Source organism: Nonomuraea sp. SBT364 (assembly GCF_001083785.1).
In the GTDB taxonomy this organism is placed as follows: domain Bacteria; phylum Actinomycetota; class Actinomycetes; order Streptosporangiales; family Streptosporangiaceae; genus Nonomuraea.
This window is the reverse complement of record NZ_LAVL01000158.1, coordinates 1-19,534: the sequence shown is the minus strand read 5'-3', so window position 1 is coordinate 19,534 and position 19,534 is coordinate 1. Positions and strand designations below refer to the sequence as shown.

The following is a 19,534-nucleotide window of genomic DNA, read 5'->3' as shown; positions in this document are numbered from 1 at the left end:
GGCGCGGGCTGTGGCGGCTGCGGTGGCTGCGGCGGGGGATAGCGGCAAGCGGCGCGGACCCGACCGGCCACCGCGTGTGCGGCGCATCAGGGGGACGGAGGAGGAAGCGTGGAACGGCTCGGAGTGGGCATCGGCTGGCGGCCGGAGATCGACCTGACCGTGGAGCGGATGGCGGGCGTGGAGTTCGCCGAGGTCATCGCCGAGAACATCCGCCCGGCCCGGCTGCCGGAGTCGCTGCGGCTGCTGCGCGGGCGCGGCCTGCCGGTGATCCCGCACGGCGTGAGCCTCGGGGTGGGCGGCGCGGAGCCGCCCTCGACGGCGACGCTGGCACATCTGGCAGCGTGCGCGCAGGCGCTCGAGTCCCCGCTGGTGAGCGAGCACCTGGCGTTCGTGCGGGCGGGCGGCGTCGAGGCGGGCCACCTGCTTCCCGTGCCCCGCACCCGCGACGCGCTCGACGTCGTCACCGAGAACGTGCGCCGGGCCCAGGACGAGCTCCCGGTCCCGCTGGCCCTGGAGAACGTGGCCGCCATCTTCGGCTGGCCGGAGGACGAGCTCACCGAAGCCGAGTTCCTCGCCGAGCTGGTCGAGCGGACCGGCGTCCACCTGCTGATCGACGTCGCCAACCTCTACAACAACCAGGTCAACCTCGGCCTGCGCGCCACCGACGCCCTGGACGCGCTCCCGCTGGAACGGCTGGCGTACGTGCACGTCGCCGGCGGCTACGAGAAGGACGGCGTCTGGCACGACACGCACTCGACCTCGGTCCCCGAGCAGGTGCTCGACGTGCTCGCCGAGCTGTGCGCCCGCACCGGCCCGCCGGGTGTGCTGCTGGAGTGGGACGAGCGCTATCCCGGTGACGAGGTCCTGGCCGGTGAGCTCACCCGGATCAGGGCGGCCATGGCATGAGCGCCGACGAGGCCAGGCGGCGCCTGGCCGCCGCCCAGCGACGCGTGATCGCCACCCTGGTCACCGGAGCGCCGCCGCCTGACGGCTTCGACCCGGAGCGCCTGCGCGTCCAGGCGGCGAGTCTGGTCGCCAAACGCCGCAGCGTCGTGGCCAGGCTCCGGCCCGACGCGGCCGTGGCCTCGGGCCCGGACCTGGCGGCCGACTTCGCCGCCTACGCCCGCTCCCGCGCCACGCCACCGCCCGGCTACCGGGCCGACGCCGACGACTTCGCCGCCTGGCTCGTCGCCCGGGGCAAGCTGTCCCCGCCGCCGGAGGACTCCTGGTGGACCCGCCTGCGCAGGAAGAGACACCCCGGACGGTGAAGGGAGGGCTCGCGTCACGGCGGCCCGCCGTCATCCGGTCAGCGGCCGTTCCCCTGGAGGTCCCCGGCCCCGTGCGGCGGGTGGCCCAAACCTGGCCGGCCGTAAAAGATTGCAGCCTTTGCGGCGTCGAGTCGCGCGGGCCTGCGGGGGAACACTCACCCGGGTGGGGGGACTGCGGTGTGTGGACGGGGCGGTGCTGACCGTTACGCCGGTCGCGTGCGTCGACAGAACGGGCCGGCCGTACGAGGTCACGCTGGAGCTGTCGCGTGACGGGCTGCCGTACGGGACGGTCGGGGAGCGGTGCGGCTGGCAGCTGGCGCGGCTGGCCGGAGGCGTGGAGGAGGCGCGGCGCGGCCGGGGGGAGGCGGGGCGCTGGCCGGACCCCGACGACCGGTTCCCGGAGGGCCGGGAGCTGTTCTCGTTCCGCTACCGCGCGGGGCGCGGCGGGACGACGGGCGGCGAACTGGGCTGCTGGCTGCGTACCATTCCGGTATGGGAGCCGCGGCAGGGCGGGCGCGGCTCGTGGCGGCTGACCCGCCGCGCGTTCGTGGAGGCGTGGGGGACGGGCGGGCAGGGGGCCCGCGCGGTTCTCACGTCGGCCGAGTTGTCGGGCTTCGTGCGTGGCCTCGTCGACGAGGCGGAGATCGTTTGTAGTGAAGAACTATCGCGTTCAGGCACGGGCACGGGCGAAACGCGGTGATAATGACCTGTTAGGTCATCCGACCTGAGGCACGCCAGCGCTGGAGGGACTCCGTGGGCCTGCGCGATCTGGTCTACCGGCTGTACGAGCGCCGGTTGGAGGCCAAGCTGTCGAAGGACAGCATTCCCCGGCACGTCGGGGTCATCATCGACGGCAATCGCCGCTGGGCGCGTGCCATGGGCATGAGCGACGTGGCCAAGGGGCACCGCAAGGGCGCCGACAAGATCTCCGAGCTGCTCGGCTGGTGCCGTGAGACCGGCGTCGAGGTCGTCACGGTGTGGATGCTGTCCAACGACAACCTCAACCGGCCCAGCGAGGAGCTGGAGCCGCTGCTGCGCATCATCGAGGACGTCACGCAGGAGCTGGTGGACCAGGGCTGGCGGATCAGCCCCGTGGGAGCGCTCGATCTGCTGCCGGACCGCACGGCGAATGTCCTAAAAACTGCGAAAGAAGCAACATCGCACCGTCCCGGCCTGATTGTGAACGTTGCAGTTGGGTATGGAGGAAGGCGTGAGATTGCCGATGCGGTGCGCTCACTCCTGCAGGAGCATGCGAGCAAGGGCGCGAGCATCGAGGACCTCTTCGAGGTTCTCGATGTCGAACATATCGCGGAGCATCTCTACACCCGCGGCCAACCCGACCCGGATCTCCTCATCCGGACGTCGGGCGAGCAGCGTCTGTCGGGCTTCATGCTGTGGCAGAGCGCTCATTCCGAGTTCTACTTCCACGAGGCATACTGGCCCGACTTCCGCAGGGTCGATTTCCTGCGGGCGCTGCGAGACTACGCTGCGAGACACCGGCGTTACGGTTCCTGACGGGACATCTGGGTATCCAGTACGTAACGTTGGAAGTGTCCGGCCGCAGGCCGGACGCTCCGGAAAGGGCCCGCCTTTGCGCCAACACTGCCGAGGGGGGCCGGAGTCCGGCGTCCCCGGTGGCATGTCGCGGTCGGGGACACGGGCCCGGTCCGATTCCCGCCTCGTCTGCAGGGCGCCCGACCCCATGGGCGCCCGGGGGAGAACGTGTGGCAGTGTCCTCGAGCAACCCTTCGACCAACTCGGCCAAGCGCACGTACGTGCTCGACACTTCGGTCCTGCTCGCCGATCCGGCGGCCATGACCCGCTTCGCGGAGCACGACGTCGTCCTGCCGATCGTCGTCATCACCGAGCTGGAAGGGAAGCGGCACCATCCCGAGCTGGGCTACTTCGCCAGAAAGGCCCTGCGCTACCTTGACGACCTGCGGGTTCAGTACGGCCGGCTGGACGAGCCGATGCCGACCGGCGAAGGCACGATCAGGGTTGAGCTCAACCACAGCGATCCGTCCATCCTGCCCGTGGGCTTCCGCCTCGGCGACAACGACACCCGCATCCTCACCGTGGCCCGTTCGCTGGCCGCCGAGGGCTGCGACGTCGTGCTCGTCTCCAAGGACCTGCCGATGCGGGTCAAGGCGGCCTCGATCGGCCTGTCCGCGGAGGAGTACCGCGCCGGGCTGGTGATCGAGTCAGGCTGGACGGGGATGGCCGAGGTCCAGGTGACCGCCGAGGACGTCGAGACGCTGTTCGACAGCGGCACGGCGGATCTTGAGGAGGCCAGGGACCTGCCGGCGCACACCGGTCTGCGGCTGCTGTCGGCCAAGGGGTCGGCGCTCGGCCGGGTCCAGCCCGACAAGTCGGTCAAGCTGGTGCGCGGCGACCGCGAGGTGTTCGGCCTGCACGGCCGCTCGGCCGAGCAGCGCATCGCGCTGGAGCTGCTGATGGACCCGGAGATCGGCATCGTGTCGCTGGGCGGCCGGGCCGGCACCGGCAAGTCGGCGCTGGCGCTCTGCGCGGGCCTGGAGGCCGTCCTGGAGCGCCGCCAGCACCGGAAGGTGGTGGTGTTCCGCCCGCTGTACGCGGTGGGCGGCCAGGAGCTCGGCTACCTGCCCGGCACCGAGGGCGAGAAGATGGGCCCGTGGGCGCAGGCGGTCTACGACACGCTGAGCGCGGTCACCACGCCGGAGGTGATCGACGAGGTGCTCGACCGCGGCATGCTGGAGGTGCTCCCGCTCACCCACATCCGCGGCCGGTCGCTGCACGACGCGTTCGTGATCGTGGACGAGGCGCAGTCGCTGGAGCGCGGGGTGCTGCTGACCGTGCTCAGCCGCGTCGGCGCCAACTCCCGCGTGGTGCTCACGCACGACATCGCCCAGCGTGACAACCTGCGGGTCGGGCGGCACGACGGCGTGGTCGCGGTGGTGGAGAAGCTCAAGGGCCATCCGCTGTTCGCGCACGTCACGCTCACCAGGTCGGAGCGCTCGCCGATCGCCGCGCTCGTGACGGAGATGCTGGAGGACATCACCATCTAGCTCACCTGAGCTTGGGGCACTGGAGACCGCTCTCGCGCAGGTCCGGGCGGCGGTCTCCGTACCTCACCACGATCCTGACCTCCTCGACCGCCGCGTCCTGCAGGGCCGTGCAGACGATCTGCGCCTTGCCGGGCTTGCTCAGCGTCCCCTCGCCCTTGATGTAGATGGTCAGGGTCGAGGTCCTGGGCAGCTTGACCTCGTCGCGCAGGACGGGGTTCAGCGAGTCCTCGATGCGCTCGAAGGTGAAGCCGCGCAGCGCCGTGTCCAGCTCGCCGAGCGGCTTCGTGGAGGCCGCGAACAGGGCGGTCAGCAGGCTGCCCACGGAGTCCGACTGGACGTCGGCCGGCTCCAGCGACAGCTCGCCGTCCTTGAGCAGGTAGATGGTCTTCGACGGGGGCGGGATGTCCACGACGGGGGCGGCGGCCCGGTTCACCACGCCCGTGGGGGAGATGCCGCACGCCGCCGTCACCAGCAGCGCGGCCGCCGTGAACGTCCGCTTGAGTGCCCGCGCTCGTGCCCGTCTCATGAGTGCGGGAGCCAGACCGTGAAGAGCGTGCCGGGGTTCTGGGCGCGTACCGAGATCGTGCCGCCGTGCAGGTGCGCGTTGGCACGGGCGATCGCCAGCCCCAGCCCGCTGCCCTGACTGCGGGCGCGGCCCGAGCCCGCCTTGAAGAAGCGGTCGAAGACGTGCGGCATCGCCTCCGGGGGGATGCCCTTGCCGTGGTCCCGCACCTTCACCTCCAGGCCGTTGTCGGTGCCTCTCGCGCTGACCATCACCGGCGGTTCGCCGTGCTTGAGCGCGTTGCCGACGAGATTGGCGACGATGACGTCGAACCGTCTCGGGTCGACGGTGGCGAGCAGGCTGCGTGAGGAGTTCACCCGGACCTTCTCGCTCCAGCCCCGCACCTCCAGGCAGTCCTGGATCGCGTCGGCGACGTTCACCTCCTCCACGTTGAGCGTGGCCGTGCCCGCGTCGAATCGGCTGACCTCGATGAGGTGCTCGACCAGCTCGCGCAGCCGTTCGATCTCGCTCAGCACCAGCCGCACCGCCTCGGCGGGCGCCTGCGGCAGCCGGTTGGCCTCCTCCGAGAGCATGTCGGCCACGGCCGTCATCGCGGTCAGCGGGGTGCGCAGCTCGTGCGACACGTCGGCGACGAACCGGCGCGACATCGCCTCCAGTGAGCGCAGCTCCGACACGCTCAGCTCCAGGGCCGCCGCCGCGTCGTTGAAACGGGCCGTGAGCTCGGCCAGCTCGTCCTGCCCGCGCACCGGCAGGCGGGTGTCCAGGCGGCCCTCACCGAGCGCCTGGGCGGCCGCGCTGAGCCTGCGTACGGGCAGCAGCACCTGCCTGGCCGACAGCAGCGCCACGATCAGCGCGATCCCCACGACGGCGGAGCCGCCCTGGGCGAGCTTGGCGCGCAGCGTGGCGAGCTGGCTCTGCTCGTCGCGCATCGCGAAGAAGACGAACGCGCGCAGCCCGGTGGCCTCGGGGCCGGCGCCGTGGTCGCGGTAGACCTCGGCGCCGACGATCAGCCACAGCTCGTTGTGCAGGATGTGCCGCTGGGAGACGACCATCTGCTTGGCCCGGCCGTGCAGCTCGTTCGGCACGTCGCTCATGGTCATCGGGCCGTCGGCGTTCGTCAGGTTGCCGTACTCGATCACCACGCTGCGGCCGGGCCCGTCGAGCGCCTGGGTCAGGCTGGCGAGCTCGCGGGTGCTCGGCGTCGCCTCGCCGGGCCGCAGCCGGCCGATGGGGAAGGTGATGCGGCTGAGCTCCCGGGAGACGAGGTCGACCGCCGAGTTCTCGGCCCGCTTGACCAGCGCGGACTTGGCCAGTTCGAAGCCGATGGTGGCGACCAGGACCGACGCGGTGACGGCGACCAGGGTGAAGGTGATGACCAGGCGCGCCCGGAACCCGGTGGGCGGTCGCATCACGGAGGGCTGAACCGGTAGCCGAACCCGCGCACGGTGTGGATGAACACCGGCTCGGCGGGCCTCGGCTCGATCTTCGCCCGGACCCGCTGCACGCAGGCGTCGACGAGCCGCGAGTCGGCCACGTGCGTGTGGTCCCAGACCGCGCGCAGCAGGTAGCGCCGGTTGAGCACCTGGCCGGGATGGCGCACCAGCTCCAGCAGCAGCCGCAGCTCGGTGGGCGTCAGGTGGATCTCCTTGCCGGCCAGCGCGACCTTGAGCGCGCCCCGGTCGATCATGAGCTCGCCGAACGTGATGCGGTCGGAGGCCGCGGACTCGGCCCGGCGCAGGACGGCGCGGATGCGGGCGTCCAGCACGCGCGGCTCGACGGGCTTGACCACGTAGTCGTCGGCGCCGGCCTCCAGGCCGACCACGACGTCCAGGTCGTCGCCGCGCGCTGTGAGGAGGATCACCGGGAGCTGGTCGAGTTTGCGGATGCGGCGGCACACCTCGACGCCGTCGATGCCGGGGAGCATGACGTCGAGTATGGCGATCTCGGGGCGGCGCGACCTGATGTGGTCCAGAGCCTCCTCACCCGTCGCATAGGAGGTGACGGAGTGCCCCTGCCTGGCCAGCGCCAGCTCCAGGGCTGTGCGGACCGAGGGGTCGTCTTCGACGAGAAGGATGCCTGCCACTCGCACATTATTCCGGCATGTCACCTATATCCGGGTTGTGTCATAAAACTGTGACGCGCCCTGCGCCTGATCCTTAAATCCCTGCATCAGCGTAAGAATCGGCCCTCCCCTCGGTAACGGGTGCCCGAGGGGCGGGCCGTACAGTGTGACCAAAATCACAGTTGCCGATAACCTGCTGGTTGGCCAAGGAAAGACCAAGCGAATCCAGCGTTCCGGTTGCGCGGCACCCCCCAAGTCACGGCAAGCTCATGGATCGTGAGCCCAGGTCCCAGGTTGAGTGAGCGCCCGTCGCGCAGTGCCCCCCGCTCGGCACGGCGGCGCTCGCGGGTGACCCCCAAGAGAGTCGTGATCATCGGCCTGTCGGCTGTGATCGTCTTCGGCGGGGGCGGCTTCGTCGCCTACCGCGCGATCGAGAACGCGAGCGCACCGCCGCCGGACCCGCTCTCGCTGGAAGACCTCGGCCGGTTGGCCGGCGGCGACTTCGGCGCGCCCGACCCGGAGGCCGACGCGCTCAAGGAGGCCGCGCTCCAGGCGTACAAGGCCGACAAGCTCAAGGAGGGGCGGGCCGCCAACGACGACCCGCTCGACGTGATCGAGATCAAGAAGCAGGCGCCCGGCGGCGACGGCTTCCCCCCGGCCAACTTCCCGCCCGGCAGCGACCCGTCGCCCGGCAGCAACAAGGCCACCGCCAAGGCCATGCTCTCCTCCTTCGGCTTCGGCGCCGACCAGTGGGGCTGCCTGGAGAGCCTCTGGCACAAGGAGAGCGGCTGGAACGAGCGGGCGATGAACCGCTACTCCGGCGCCTACGGCATCCCCCAGTCCCTGCCCGGCAGCAAGATGGCCAGCGCCGGCTCCGACTGGCAGACCAATGCCGCCACCCAGATCAAGTGGGGCTTGGGCTACATCAAGGGCCGCTACGGCACGCCCTGTGGCGCCTGGGGGCATTCGCAGGCCAAGGGCTGGTATTAGCTGGTCAGCTTTCCTCCTGTAATCGGCAAGCCGCTGGGCCTCTCCCGGTATGACCGCGCACGCTGGCGGCATGGGTGTGAAGGTCAGTGTGATCGTCAATGTCCACAACCCGGGGGATTCGGCCGACGCGTGCATCCGCTCCACGCTGGAGCAGACGCTGCCACCGGACGCGTATGAAGTGATCTTCGTGGACGACGGGTCCACGGACGGCATCGCCGAACGGCTCGACACCGTGGCCGCCGTGCGCCGCAACGTCCGCGTGCTGCACCTGCCGCACACGGGTTCGCCCATGCGCGGGCGCAACGTCGGCATCGCCTCGGCCCGGGGCGACTACGTCTACCTGCTCGACCAGCACGACCGGCTGGAGCGGGAGGCGCTGCAGCGGATGCACGAGCGGGCCGTGGAGAGCGACGCTGACGTGCTGGTGGGCCGCCTGGTACGCGACGGCGGGCCGCCGATGACCGCCTTCGGGCGCAACAAGGCCCGCGCCGACATCCTGCGCGACCGGCTGCTCACCCTGCTCACCCCGCACAAGCTCTACCGCCGCGCCTTCCTGGAGGAGCACGAGCTCGGCTTCGCCGTCCCCGGCGGCGCCATCGCCGAGCAGGCGTTCGCCGTCCGCTGCTACCTGCAGGCCAAGGTCATCGCGGTCCTCGCCGACCAGGTCTGCTGCCACCTGGGGGAACGCCCGACCGCCCACGAGGAGCCGCGCGCCGCCGTCCGAGAGCTGCGCGCCCTGCTGCGCGACATCGACGCGTACGTGGGCGAAGGCAGGCAGCGGGACCGCATGTACGCGTTCTGGTTCCGCTCGGCGGTGCTGCGGCCGTTCCTGTCGGCCGCGTTCGCCGGGTCGTCAACCGATCGCGGCACCTACTTCCGCATGATCCAGGACCTGGTGGCCGAGCGCTTCCCCGACCGGCTCGACCGCTACCTGCCCGTCCAGCTCAGGGCCGTGGCCGCGCTGATCCGCGCCGGCCGGCTGGACCACCTCGTCATGCTGGCCAACTCCTCCAGGCGGGCCGGGCTGAGCGCCGGGCTGACCGAGGTGCGCTGGGACGCGCAGGTGCTGGTGCTCGGGCTGGACGTCGAGGTGCTGAGCGGCGACGGCAAACCGGAGCGGTTCCGCGTCGACGGCGACCGCCTGCACTGGCGGCCGCCCCGTGCCATCGACGCCAAGCTGCTGCCGGAGGGCGTCACCGACGTCACCGATTCCGTCGAACGCGCCCGCATCGAGGTCTACCTGCGGCACGCCGAGTCCGGGGACGTGCACTTCCTGCCGGTGGCCTACCAGATCGAGCGGGTGCCCGACGGCCGCAAGCACGCGCGGGTGCGCATCCTGGGTGAGGCCAGGGTAGACGTGACCGCGGCCGCGCAGGGCGAGCCGCTCAGGCCCGGCCAGTGGGAGGTGCACGTGCGCATGTTCGGCGGCGCGCACCAGGCCAGGAGCCGGGTGGGGCGGCCGGAGGGGCCGCTCAACTGCCTCGGCGTGCTGGCCCAGCGGCCCAGGATGCGGCTCGTCGTGCCCTGCTGGACCGACGCGGGCGAGTTCGGCCTGGCCGTGGAGCCGCGTACGTTCACCGAGTCGATCGCGCTGGTGTCGCCGGGCGTGGAGACCAAGCTGGTCGGGGAGAGCCTGTTCGTGGTGCTGCCCGTGCCCTACCTGCCGCCGAGCGGCGGGCCGCCGCTGGAGCTGGTGCTGCGCGGCAGCGGGCGCAGGCCGCGCGAGGTGTCGGCGCCCGCGCTGGCGGAGGCCGGGGTACCCGGCCGGATCGCCGGTCAGCTCGTGGCCAAGCTGCCGATCAAACGCCGGATGCCCGGCCACGACAACCTGGGGCCCGGCGTGTGGCTGCCGACGTTGCGCGGCCCCGAGGAGGAGGTCGGCCTCCGGTTCGCGCTGGAGGTGCGCGGGGGCCGGGTCACCGTGCACCCGTCGACCGCCGCCGAGCCGAAGCGCCGCTCCCCGATGGGCCGCGACACCCGCCTGCACCGGCTGGGCCGCCGGCTGCCCGGCGCTCGGCACATGGTGCGCCTGGCGCGCGCGGGCAGGCACCGCTACCTCAGGGACTGACCCACGCCTCCAGCTCGGCGAAGGACTCCCGGAACACCGGCAGCATCGGCGTCAGCTTCCCGGGGTGGGCGTCGACCAGGCCGTCCAGGTGGTTGCCGCCCTCGACCCGGTGATAGCGGAAGGGACGGTGCGGGCCGACCATCTCGGCGTACACGTCGGAGGAGCGGGAGATCGGCAGGAGCGTGTCTAGCGTGCCGTGGATGGTGATCAGCGGCTTGGTGATCCTGCCGGTCAGCGCGATCCTGGCCATCGCCGCGTACGGTTTGCGCGCGGCGTAGTCGTAGTCGGCCGGGGCGCCCCGGTAGGACGGGTCCAGCTCGCGCTGGTAGAGCTGCTGGGTGAGCTCCCAGTAGTGCTCCCGGTGGAACGGCCACAGGAACTCCGAGCCCGCCGCGAACCCGGCCCGCCGCACGCCCTCCGGGTCCGGGTACGCCTTCAGCGCCTCCGGCAGGTAGCTGAGCAGGTTGTCGCCCTTGAGCCGCCAGAGCGTGCCCTCCCAGTCGAGGCCGCCGTCGTACAGGTGGCCGCGGTTCTCCAGCTGCCACCTGACCAGGTAGCCGCCGTTGGAGATGCCGGCCATGAACGTGCGGGCCGGCTTCCTGCCGTAGCGCTGCTTCACGACGGCCTTCGCGGCGATCGTGAGCTGGGTGACGCGGTCGTTCCACTCGGCGATGGCGTCGCCGGGGCGGCGGCCGTCGGTGTGGAAGTCCAGGCCGGTGTTGCCCTTGTCCGTCGAGGCGAACGCGTAGCCCTTGGCCAGGACCCAGTCGGAGATGGTGAAATCGTTGGCGTACTGCTCACGGTTGCCGGGGGTGCCGCTGACGACCAGGCCGCCGTTCCAGTCGTCGGGCAGCCGGATGACGAACTGGGAGTCGTGGTTCCAGCCGTGCGTGGCGTTGGTGGTGGAGGTGTCGGGGAAGTAGCCGTCGATCTGGACGCCGGGCACGCCCGTGGGGTTGACCGTGCCGGCCGGGTGCAGCCCGGCCCAGTCGGCCGGGTCGGTGTGCCCGCCGGCGACCGTGCCGGCGGTGGTGAGGTCGTCGAGCCTGGCGGTCACGGCGTGTTCGGCGCCGGGCACGGTCAGCCCCTCCGGGCCGGGCACGAGCAGGCTCGCCACGAGGGTCATGGCGACGATCATCGTGCCTCCCGGAGGTGCCCGGCCAGCAGGCTGTCGAAGTCGCCGGGCCGTTCGAGGTGCGGGCTGTGGCCGCAGTCGTCCAGCACGGCCTCCCGATAGCGGCCGTAGCGCTCCAGCACGGCCCGGGTCTGGGCGACCATCGGCTGGGCGGGCGTGCCGGGGGAGCCGGGCACCACGCCCAGCGCCCCGAGGTGGGCCAGGTCGTACAGCGAGGTGTCGGAGACGATCTGGTCGTCGGCGCCCCTGATCCACAGGATCGGCGGCTTCGGCTCGATCTCCGGCAGGCCGTCCAGCCGGAAGTGGGTGGGGGCCATGGCGTTGAGCACGCCGTGCTTGCCGGGCGCCACGTGCGGCCAGGCCGCCGAGGCGGCCGTGTCGCCCGGGTAGTTGGCCTCGCCGACGCGGGTGGTGAGCATCGACCGTACGTAGAAGTCCTCGTCGGGCACCGGGTGCTTGACGTAGGTGGCGCGGAAGACCGAGCGCGGCGAGGCGGGCGTCTCGGCCGACAGGTCGCCGGCGCGGAGCCTGGCCACGAAGTCGGGGCTCGCGGCGCCGGCTCCGGCACCCGCGCCGTCGGGGTGCGTGAGCGTGCCGTCGGCGCCCTGCGTGCCGCCCCAGCCGTACGGGGACACCGGGTTCACCAGGGTGACGCTCCTGACCAGGGCCGGACGGTCGAGCAGGAACTGCAGCACGACGCCCCCGCCCATGCTCCAGCCGACCAGGTGGAGCGGGGCCAGGCCGAGGGCGTCGGCCAGCTCCGCCAGGTCGTCGGCGAAGTCGCGGGCGCCCCGCGTGGCGTCGACCGGCTCCGGGTCGGTCTCGCCGAAGCCGCGCAGGTCCACCGCGAGCGGGCGGAAGCCGTCGGGCAGCGCGGCCATGCTGTCGCGCCAGAACGCGCCTGACGAGACGTTGCCGTGCACGAACAGCACCGGCTCGCCGGTCCTGCCCTCGACGGTCCTGACGTGCTGGGTGAGCCTCGGCGTGGTGACCTTCACGCGCGGATCCTTTCGGCCAGGTCGCGGCCCTGGGTCTCCTTGGCGGCGTAGACCGCGGCCAGGGTGAGCACCGCCGCCAGCGCCAGGTAGGCGGAGATCGGCAGGCTGCTGCCGAACTCCCTCAGCAGCTGGACCGCGATGATCGGGGCCAGCGCGCCGGCCACGATCGCCGACAGCTGCGCGCCGATCGACACCCCGGTGTACCTCATCCTCGTCCCGAACAGCTCCGAGAAGAAGGCCGCCTGCGGGCCGTACATCATGCCGTGGAACAGCAGTCCCACCGTCACCGCCAGCGTGATGGCCAGGAAGTTGCCGGTGTCGATCAGTGGGAAGAACGCGAAGATCCACAACCCGATGCCGGCGGCCCCGGCCAGGTAGATCGGGCGGCGGCCGAGCCGGTCCGACAGCGCGCCCCACACCGGGATCGTCACGAAGTGGATCGCCGAGGCGATCAGCACCGCGCCGAGCACCGTGGAGTTGTCGATCCCGGTGGTCTTCGCGTACGTGATGACGAAGACCGTGATCAGGTAGAAGGAGATGTTCTCCGCCAGCCGGGCGCCGATCGCGATGACCACGTCACGCCAGTGGTGCCGCAGCACGCCCACGATCGGCGCCGTCCGCTCCGGTTCGGCCTGCTGGAACACCGGCGACTCGGTGATCGTCAGCCGGATCCACAGCCCGATCAGCACCAGCACCCCCGACAGCAGGAACGGCACCCGCCAGCCCCACGCCAGGAACGCCTCCTCGGACTGGAACGCCGCCAGCGCCTCCAGCACGCCGGTGGCCAGCAGGTTGCCGCCGGGCGCGCCCGCCTGCGGCCAGGACGCCCAGAAGCCCCGCCGGGCCGCGTCGCCGTGCTCGGAGACGATCAGCACCGCGCCGCCCCACTCGCCGCCCAGCGCGAACCCCTGCACCAGCCGGAGCGCCGTGAGCAGCAGTGGCGCCGCCGAGCCGATGCCCGCGTGCGTCGGCAGGCAGCCGATCAGGAACGTGGCGGCGCCCATCATCAGCAGGCTGACCACGAGCAGCGTCTTGCGGCCGACGCGGTCGCCGAAGTGGCCGAACACCAGCCCGCCGAGCGGGCGGGCGATGAAGCCGACGGCGTAGGTGAGGAACGCCAGCAGCGTCCCGGTGAGCGGATCGGACTCGGGGAAGAAGAGCTGGTTGAACACGAGTGCGGCTGCCGAGCCGTACAGGAAGAAGTCGTACCACTCGATGGTGGTGCCGATCAGGCTCGCGCCGACGATCTTCTTGATGGAAGTGGCCATGCCGTCACGCTAGGGAGTGACCCGCGTCACTCATATGGCTGCCGGCCCCACACTCTACGGGGAGGGTGTGTGGCCGAGCCGGTGCAGGCGGAGGGCCAGCTGGATCTCCAGGGCCCGCTCCGGCTCCTGCCAGCCGTCGCCGAGCAGCTTGCCGATCCGGTCCAGGCGCTGCGTCACGGTGTTCACGTGGATGTGCATGCTCTCGGCCGTGCGTGAGGGGGACATGCCGGTGCCGAAGTACGCCGCCAGGGTCGCGGCCAGCGCCGCGCCCCTGCGGGCGTCGTACTCGATGACCGGCCCGAGCGCCGCGCCCACGAAGCCGGGGACGTCCCGGCCCTCGCCGATGAGCAGCCCGACGAACCCCAGCTCGCCGGCGCCCGCCCCGTCACCCGCCCGGCCGAGCGCCACCAGCGCGTCCGCGCACCGCCGCGCCTCCCGGTACGCCTGCGCCACCCCGGCGGAGTCCAGCGGACCGCCCGTGCCGGGGGCGCACGTGCCCGGGGCGGCGGCGCCCGCGGTCGCGGGGGTGCCGAGCGAGGCCGACAGGTCGGCGGCGGTGCGCTGGGCGAGGGCGCCCGGGTCGCGGCCGGGCAGCAGGAGCACCACCTCGCCGGGCCGGGCGGCGGCCAGCCCGTGCCGCTGGGCCGCCTGCGAGGAGGCCCAGAAGGCGGCCCGCTCCCGCTGCCCGTCGTGCCGGGCGACCACGACGACGTGCGGGGCCGTCAGGTCGATGCCGAGCCGTCTGGCCCGGTCGGCCAGCCCGGGGGAGCCCGGCCGCGAGATCAGGTCGTCGAGCAGTTCGCCGCGCACCCGCCCCTCGGCCTCGGCCACGCTCCGCCGGAACAGCAGCAGCAGCGCGCACACCAGCGCCGCGCGCTCCAGGATGCGCTCGTCGGCGTCGTCGCTGCGCAGGACCAGCGTGCACAGCGGCTCCCCGCCGACGTCCACCGACGCGATGCGCAGGTCGCCCCGGCGCACCGTGCGGCCCAGCGCCCGCGACGCCTGCGCGGCCTCCAGCACCCCCGCGTCCACCGCCCCGGCGTCCCACCCGGGATCGTCCGGCGCTCCGGCCCGCCCGGCGCTCCCGGCGCTCCCGGCGCTCCCGGCGCTTCCGGCGCTTCCGGCGGGCGGGCGTACGAGGTCGGTCAGGCCGGTGACGTGGCCGGTGAGGGGCCTGCCCAGGTCGTCCAGGACGGCCAGCGAGCCGCCGAGCACGTCGGTGACGACGGCGGCGACGTCCTCGATGCCGCCGCCGCGCAGCACCAGCGACGTCATCCGGTCGTGCGCCGTGGCGGCCCGCTCCACCGCCTCCGCGTGCGCGCGGGCCGTGCGGTGCGCCTGGGAGAGCTCCTCCAGCGCGTTCCTGGTCTCCTGCAGCAGCCTGGCGTTGTCGATCGCGACGGCGGCGTGCGCGGCCAGGCTGGCCAGCAGCGACACCTCCTCCTGGTGGAACGGCCTGGCGCTGCGGTTGGCCGCCATCAGCACGCCGATCACCCGCTGCCCCAGCCGCAGCGGCACGCCCAGGATCGCGACCAGCCCCTCCTCCTGGACGGCCTCGTCGATGTGGTCCTTGTGCCGGAAGCGGGCGTCGGCGAAGTAGTCGGCGGTCGAGTACGGCGTCGCCGTCTGCGCCACCAGCCCGCCCAGCCCGGCCCCCATGGCCAGCCGCAGCGCCCGGAACTTGGCCGAGATCGACCCGTCGGTGACCCGCATGTACGTGTCGCCCCGGTCGGGGTCGTGCAGCGTGAGGTAGGCGGTGTCGGTCGCCAGGAGCTGTCTGGCCCGGTGCACGATCGCCTCCAGCACCGCGTCGAGGTCGCGCAGCGCCGCCAGGTCGCCGGCCGTGTCGTAGAGCGCCGACAGCTCCGCCTCACGACGGGCCCGCCGCCTGAGCAGGGCGCGCACCCGCAGCGCCTCGACCTTGGCGCGTTCGAGCTCCTCGACGGCCGCCGGGTCCGCGCCCGCCGCGCGCGCCTCGATGACCGGTCCCTCGAACTCGACCGCCGACGCCTCCCGGGCCAGCAGTTCGAGGAAGCGCCTGACCACTACCGCGCCGTCCAGCCGCCGTCGAGGGGCAGCGACACGCCGGTGATGAACGACCCGGCCGGTCCGCACAGGTAGGCGACCAGCTCGGCGACCTCCTCGGGCTCGATCAGCCGCTTGATCGCGGCGGGTCTGAGCATGATGTCCTCGACGACCTCGTCCGCCGCGATGCCGTGCGCCCGTGCCTGGTCGGCGATCTGGCCCTCGACCAGCCCGGTCCGCACGTACGCCGGGCACACGCAGGTGGAGGTCACCCCGTGCGGCGCCCCTTCGAGGGCCAGCGTCTTGCTGAACCCCTCCAGCGCATGCTTTGCCGTCGTATAAGCCGATTTGTACGGCGAAGCGCGCAATCCATGCACAGAGGAGATGTTGACCACCCGCCCCCAGCCTCTCGCGTACATGCCCGGCAGCACCCGGCGCGCGATCAGGAACGGCGCCTCCACCATCACCCGCAACATGGTGGCGAACACGTCGGGCGGGAACTCCTCGATCGGCGCCACATGCTGGAACCCCGCGTTGTTCACCACGATGTCGACCGGCTCGTCCGGCAGCCCGTCGGCGAACCCCGGCTCGCCCAGGTCGGCCTCCACGGCCAGCCCGCCCACCTCCGCCGCGACCTTGCGCGCCAGGTCGCCCCGCCGGTCGACGACCAGCACCCGGGCCCCGCCGGCGGCCAGCCGCCGGGCGCACGCCGCCCCGATCCCGCCTCCGGCCCCCGTCACGAGCGCAGTGCGCCCCGTCAGCTCCATGTCCCCGACCCTAGGCGGTCGCCACCCCGGCCAGCATGGGCTCCGGCGACATACCTGGCCGCTTCCCTATGTGGTCCGGCTCGCCTGGTAATCTGGCCGCATGATCGCGTATCCGTCTCAGTGGTGGCCCGCCTCCTAGGCGGTCCCACCAGCGCATACGCATCCCTGGCCGCCTCGACGAGGCGGCCGCCGGGAGCTCCCGCGACGCCCTGTCGAGCTCCCGACACACGAAAGGGCGTCCTCATGACCGGCACCTGGTCCGCACTGCTCACCACGCTCCTCGGCGGAAGCTCCCTGTCCTCGCGCGAGGCCGCCTGGGCGATGACCCAGATCATGTCCGGCACGGCCACCGACGCGCAGATCGCCGCCTTCGCCGTCGCGCTCCGCGCCAAGGGCGAGACCGTCGAGGAGGTGGCGGGCCTGGCCGACGGGCTCCTCGCGGGCTCGTCCGCGATCAGGATCCCCGGCGACACGGTGGATCTCGTCGGCACCGGCGGCGACCGCGCCAACACCGTGAACGTCTCCACCATGGCCGCCATCGTCGCCGCCTCGGCCGGCGCCAAGGTGGTCAAGCACGGCGGCCGGGCCTCGTCCTCCACCACCGGCGCGGCCGACGTGCTGGAGGCGCTCGGCGTCGTCGTCGACCTGCCGCCCGCGGCCGTGGCGGAGGTCGCCGAGGAGGTGGGCATCACGTTCTGCTTCGCCGCGACCTTCCACCCGGCGCTGCGGCACGCCTCCCGGGCCCGCCGCGAACTGGGCGTGCCCACGGTGTTCAACTTCCTGGGGCCGCTGACCAACCCGGCGCTGCCCGCCGCCCAGGCGGTGGGGGTGTTCCACGCGACCATGGCGCCGGTGCTCGCGGGCGTCCTGGCCGAGCGTGGCGGGTCCTCGCTGGTCTTCCGGGGCGACGACGGCCTGGACGAGCTCACCACGTCCGGGCCCTCGACGGTCTGGGTGGTACGGCGCGGCACCGTCACCCGGACCGCCTTCGACCCCGCGGACCTCGGCATCCCGCGAGCGGATCCGGACGCGTTGCGCGGGGGCGACGCCCGGCACAACGCCGCCGTCGCCCGCGACATGCTGGCCGGCGAGCAGGGGCCGGTGCGCGACATCGTGCTGCTCAACGCCGCCGCCGCGCTGGTTGCCGCCGACGGCGCACCCCAGGCGGAGGCGCTCACCACGGCCCTGGCCGGCGCGTACAAGCGGGCGGCGGACGCCGTCGACTCCGGGGCCGCCGCCGACCTGCTCACCCGCTGGTCGGCGGCCACCCGCCGCTGACGCCGGACCGTCCGCGCCCTTCCTCGGGGACCGTCAACCGGGACGCGTCATCGACAGCACGTCCAGCAGGGCGTCGAGCTGCTCCTCCGTCAGCGTGCCATCGGCGACGTGGCCGCGTTCGATGACCACCTCCCGGATCGTCTTGCGCTCCAGCAGGGCCTGCTTGGCGATCTTGGCGGCCTCCTCGTAACCGACGTGCCGGTTGAGCGGCGTCACGATCGACGGCGACGACTCCGCGTACTCCCGGAGCCTGTCGTGGTTCGCCGTGATGCCCATGACGCACCGGTCGGCCAGCAGCCGGGAGACGTTGGCCAGCAGGCGGATCGACTCCAGGATGTTGCGGGCGATGAGCGGCAGCTGCACGTTCAGCTCGAAGCTGCCCGACGCCCCCGCGAACGTGATGGCGGCGTCGTTGCCGATGACCTGCGCCGCCACCATGGCCGTGGCCTCCGGGATGACCGGATTGACCTTGCCCGGCATGATCGACGAACCCGGCTGGAGATTGGGCAGATTGATCTCACCCAGGCCCGCCCGCGGACCCGAGCCCATCCAGCGCAGGTCGTTGGCGATCTTGTTCAGCGAGACGGCCACCACCTTGAGCTGGCCGGAGAGCTCCACGACCGAGTCCTGGGCGCTCTGCGCCTCGAAGTGGTCCATCGCCTCACGGAACCCGATGCCCGTCGCCTCACGCAGCCGCGCGATGGCCAGCTCCGCGAACCCCGGCGGCGTGTTGATGCCCGTGCCGACGGCCGTGCCGCCCAGCGGGAGCTCCAGCAGATGGCCGAGCGCCGTCTTCACCCGGACCGCGCCGTGCTCCACCTGCGTCGCGTAACCGCCGAACTCCTGGCCGAGCGTCACCGGCGTGGCGTCCATCAGATGCGTGCGGCCCGACTTCACCGCGTCCTGGAACTGCAGCTCCTTGGTACGCAACGCCGTCGCCAGATGCTCCAGCGAGGGCAGCAGATGGTAGGTCACCTCGGTCGCCGCCGCCACGTGGATCGACGTGGGGAAGACGTCGTTGGACGACTGCGAGGCGTTCACATGGTCGTTCGGGTGCACCGGGCGGCCCAGCCGCTCCTCCGCCAGGGTGGCGATCACCTCGTTGGCGTTCATGTTGGACGAAGTGCCGGAACCCGTCTGGAAGACGTCGATCGGGAAGTGGGCGTCGTGCTCGTTCTCCGCCACGTCGGCGGCCGCCTGCGCGATCGCCTCCGCCAGATCCTTGTCGATCACGCCCAGCTCGCCGTTGACCTCCGCGGCCACGGCCTTGATCAGGCCGAGCGCGGCGATGTGGGACGGCTCCAGCGTCCGGCCCGAGATCGGGAAGTTCTCCACCGCTCGCTGGGTCTGCGCGCGCCACCTGGCGCCCGCCGGGACGCGCACCTCGCCCATCGAGTCACGTTCGATACGGTACTCGCTCATGCCTCCCAGTCTGGCTCACGGGCGGGCGATCAGCCCTGAAGCAGGGCCACGATCAGGATGGCGATCACCACTGCCGCGGCGGCGGCCACGCCCATGAGCATCAGCATGCCCTTGCGGTTGCCGTTCGCCGGCTGGTCGGGGCCCGCGATGGCGAACAGGTCGGTGCCCAGGCCCTGCGAATCCGGCCGCTCCGGCCGTTGCCCTCCGGGCAGTTGCGGCCCCTGCCCCGGGCCCTGACCGGGCTGTCCCGGCCCCGGTCCCGGTCCTTGCGGGCGCTGCTGGTGCGGCGTCGGTGGATACACCTGCAGGCCGGGGGCGCTCGGCAGTTGGATGCGCGTCGTCACGATCGCCCCCTCGTCCCCGCCCATCCCGGCCCCACCCGGCCGCCCGGCTCCCTGAGGCCCAGCCCCGTGGGGCCCACCCCCCTGAGGTCCGGTGCCGTGGGGAGGGGGTACGTGCGGCGGTGCGCCGTACGGAGGCGCGCCCTGCGGCGATGCGCCGTGCGGGGCCGCACCCTGCCCCGATCTCCCCGCAGGCCCCCCGCGCGGTGCGCCCTGCCCCGGCGCGCCCTGACCTGGGCCACTCTGCGCTGGGCCCCCCGGAACCGGGCCACCGTGCGCTGAGCCGCCCTGGGGCGGGGTACCGGGGCCCTGAGCTGGAGTTCCCTGGGGTGGGGTGCCCTGGCC

The 19,534-nt window shown here is 72.5% G+C and carries 18 protein-coding genes; 8 read left to right on the top strand and 10 right to left on the bottom strand.

Annotated features, from left to right (window positions below; all coding sequences use genetic code 11):
* The first annotated feature begins 108 nt into the window (after positions 1-108).
* The 5 genes from ADY59_RS39010 (at position 109) to ADY59_RS38990 (ending at position 4,312) form a co-directional block, all read left to right on the top strand.
* A complete protein-coding gene (locus tag ADY59_RS39010) occupies positions 109-906 on the top strand; it encodes a DUF692 domain-containing protein (protein WP_049573701.1) in 798 nt (265 codons plus the stop codon).
* Complete coding sequence (locus ADY59_RS51915; protein ID WP_049573698.1) at positions 903-1,268, top strand: hypothetical protein; 366 nt, start codon at positions 903-905, stop codon at positions 1,266-1,268. The genes ADY59_RS39010 and ADY59_RS51915 overlap by 4 nt, the downstream gene beginning before the upstream one ends.
* A gap of 193 nt (positions 1,269-1,461) precedes the next feature.
* Positions 1,462-1,968: a hypothetical protein gene (locus ADY59_RS39000; protein ID WP_231619104.1), complete on the top strand. Its 507-nt coding sequence runs from the start codon at positions 1,462-1,464 to the stop codon at positions 1,966-1,968.
* A 53-nt stretch (positions 1,969-2,021) separates the two neighbouring features.
* A complete protein-coding gene (locus tag ADY59_RS38995; protein ID WP_049573692.1) occupies positions 2,022-2,783 on the top strand; it encodes an isoprenyl transferase in 762 nt (253 codons plus the stop codon).
* A 260-nt stretch (positions 2,784-3,043) separates the two neighbouring features.
* Positions 3,044-4,312, top strand: coding sequence for a PhoH family protein (locus tag ADY59_RS38990; RefSeq protein ID WP_049573706.1), 1,269 nt, complete (start codon positions 3,044-3,046; stop codon positions 4,310-4,312).
* Between the two features lies 1 nt (position 4,313).
* On the opposite strand, the gene ADY59_RS38985 is transcribed toward ADY59_RS38990, so the two are convergent.
* The 3 genes from ADY59_RS38985 to ADY59_RS38975 are packed head-to-tail and all read right to left on the bottom strand — an operon-like array spanning position 4,314 to position 6,918.
* Positions 4,314-4,838: a hypothetical protein gene (locus ADY59_RS38985; RefSeq protein ID WP_049573689.1), complete on the bottom strand. Its 525-nt coding sequence runs from the start codon at positions 4,836-4,838 to the stop codon at positions 4,314-4,316.
* Complete coding sequence (locus ADY59_RS38980) at positions 4,835-6,244, bottom strand: sensor histidine kinase (RefSeq protein WP_049573687.1); 1,410 nt, start codon at positions 6,242-6,244, stop codon at positions 4,835-4,837. The genes ADY59_RS38985 and ADY59_RS38980 overlap by 4 nt, the downstream gene beginning before the upstream one ends.
* Positions 6,244-6,918 carry a response regulator transcription factor gene (locus ADY59_RS38975; RefSeq protein ID WP_049573684.1) on the bottom strand — a complete coding sequence of 225 codons (675 nt, stop codon included), beginning with the start codon at positions 6,916-6,918 and terminating at the stop codon, positions 6,244-6,246. Before ADY59_RS38975 ends, ADY59_RS38980 begins: the two co-directional genes overlap by 1 nt.
* Positions 6,919-7,245: 327 nt before the next feature.
* Here ADY59_RS38975 and ADY59_RS38970 point away from each other — a divergent pair, with 327 nt between their 5' ends.
* Both ADY59_RS38970 and ADY59_RS38965 read left to right on the top strand, forming a co-directional pair.
* Positions 7,246-7,887, top strand: coding sequence for a lytic transglycosylase domain-containing protein (locus tag ADY59_RS38970; protein ID WP_231619103.1), 642 nt, complete (start codon positions 7,246-7,248; stop codon positions 7,885-7,887).
* A gap of 70 nt (positions 7,888-7,957) precedes the next feature.
* The gene (locus tag ADY59_RS38965) at positions 7,958-9,955 is read left to right on the top strand and encodes a glycosyltransferase family 2 protein (protein WP_049573677.1); all 1,998 of its coding nucleotides are present in this window, start codon (positions 7,958-7,960) and stop codon (positions 9,953-9,955) included.
* Here the strand turns inward: ADY59_RS38965 and ADY59_RS38960 are convergent.
* From ADY59_RS38960 to ADY59_RS38940, 5 genes are read right to left on the bottom strand one after another with little or no spacing between them, the layout of a single operon-like run.
* Positions 9,945-11,093 carry an alpha/beta hydrolase family protein gene (locus tag ADY59_RS38960; RefSeq protein WP_049573674.1) on the bottom strand — a complete coding sequence of 383 codons (1,149 nt, stop codon included), beginning with the start codon at positions 11,091-11,093 and terminating at the stop codon, positions 9,945-9,947. The genes ADY59_RS38965 and ADY59_RS38960 overlap by 11 nt on opposite strands.
* On the bottom strand, positions 11,090-12,088 hold the full coding sequence (locus tag ADY59_RS38955) for an alpha/beta fold hydrolase (protein ID WP_049573671.1): 999 nt from the start codon (positions 12,086-12,088) through the stop codon (positions 11,090-11,092). Before ADY59_RS38955 ends, ADY59_RS38960 begins: the two co-directional genes overlap by 4 nt.
* Positions 12,085-13,356, bottom strand: a complete 1,272-nt coding sequence (locus tag ADY59_RS38950) for an MFS transporter (RefSeq protein ID WP_049573669.1) — start codon at positions 13,354-13,356, stop codon at positions 12,085-12,087. Before ADY59_RS38950 ends, ADY59_RS38955 begins: the two co-directional genes overlap by 4 nt.
* Before the next feature lie 54 nt (positions 13,357-13,410).
* Positions 13,411-15,402, bottom strand: coding sequence for a helix-turn-helix domain-containing protein (locus ADY59_RS38945; RefSeq protein ID WP_231619102.1), 1,992 nt, complete (start codon positions 15,400-15,402; stop codon positions 13,411-13,413).
* Positions 15,402-16,148, bottom strand: coding sequence for an SDR family NAD(P)-dependent oxidoreductase (locus tag ADY59_RS38940; protein WP_049573665.1), 747 nt, complete (start codon positions 16,146-16,148; stop codon positions 15,402-15,404). The genes ADY59_RS38945 and ADY59_RS38940 overlap by 1 nt, the downstream gene beginning before the upstream one ends.
* Positions 16,149-16,391: 243 nt before the next feature.
* On the opposite strand from ADY59_RS38940, the gene trpD reads away from it, so the two are divergent.
* Complete coding sequence (gene trpD / locus ADY59_RS38935; RefSeq protein WP_049573662.1) at positions 16,392-17,426, top strand: anthranilate phosphoribosyltransferase; 1,035 nt, start codon at positions 16,392-16,394, stop codon at positions 17,424-17,426.
* A 33-nt stretch (positions 17,427-17,459) separates the two neighbouring features.
* On the opposite strand, the gene ADY59_RS38930 is transcribed toward trpD, so the two are convergent.
* Complete coding sequence (locus ADY59_RS38930) at positions 17,460-18,848, bottom strand: class II fumarate hydratase (protein ID WP_049573660.1); 1,389 nt, start codon at positions 18,846-18,848, stop codon at positions 17,460-17,462.
* A 29-nt stretch (positions 18,849-18,877) separates the two neighbouring features.
* Positions 18,878-19,192: a hypothetical protein gene (locus ADY59_RS51910; protein ID WP_197094061.1), complete on the bottom strand. Its 315-nt coding sequence runs from the start codon at positions 19,190-19,192 to the stop codon at positions 18,878-18,880.
* Between the last annotated feature and the right edge of the window lie 342 nt (positions 19,193-19,534).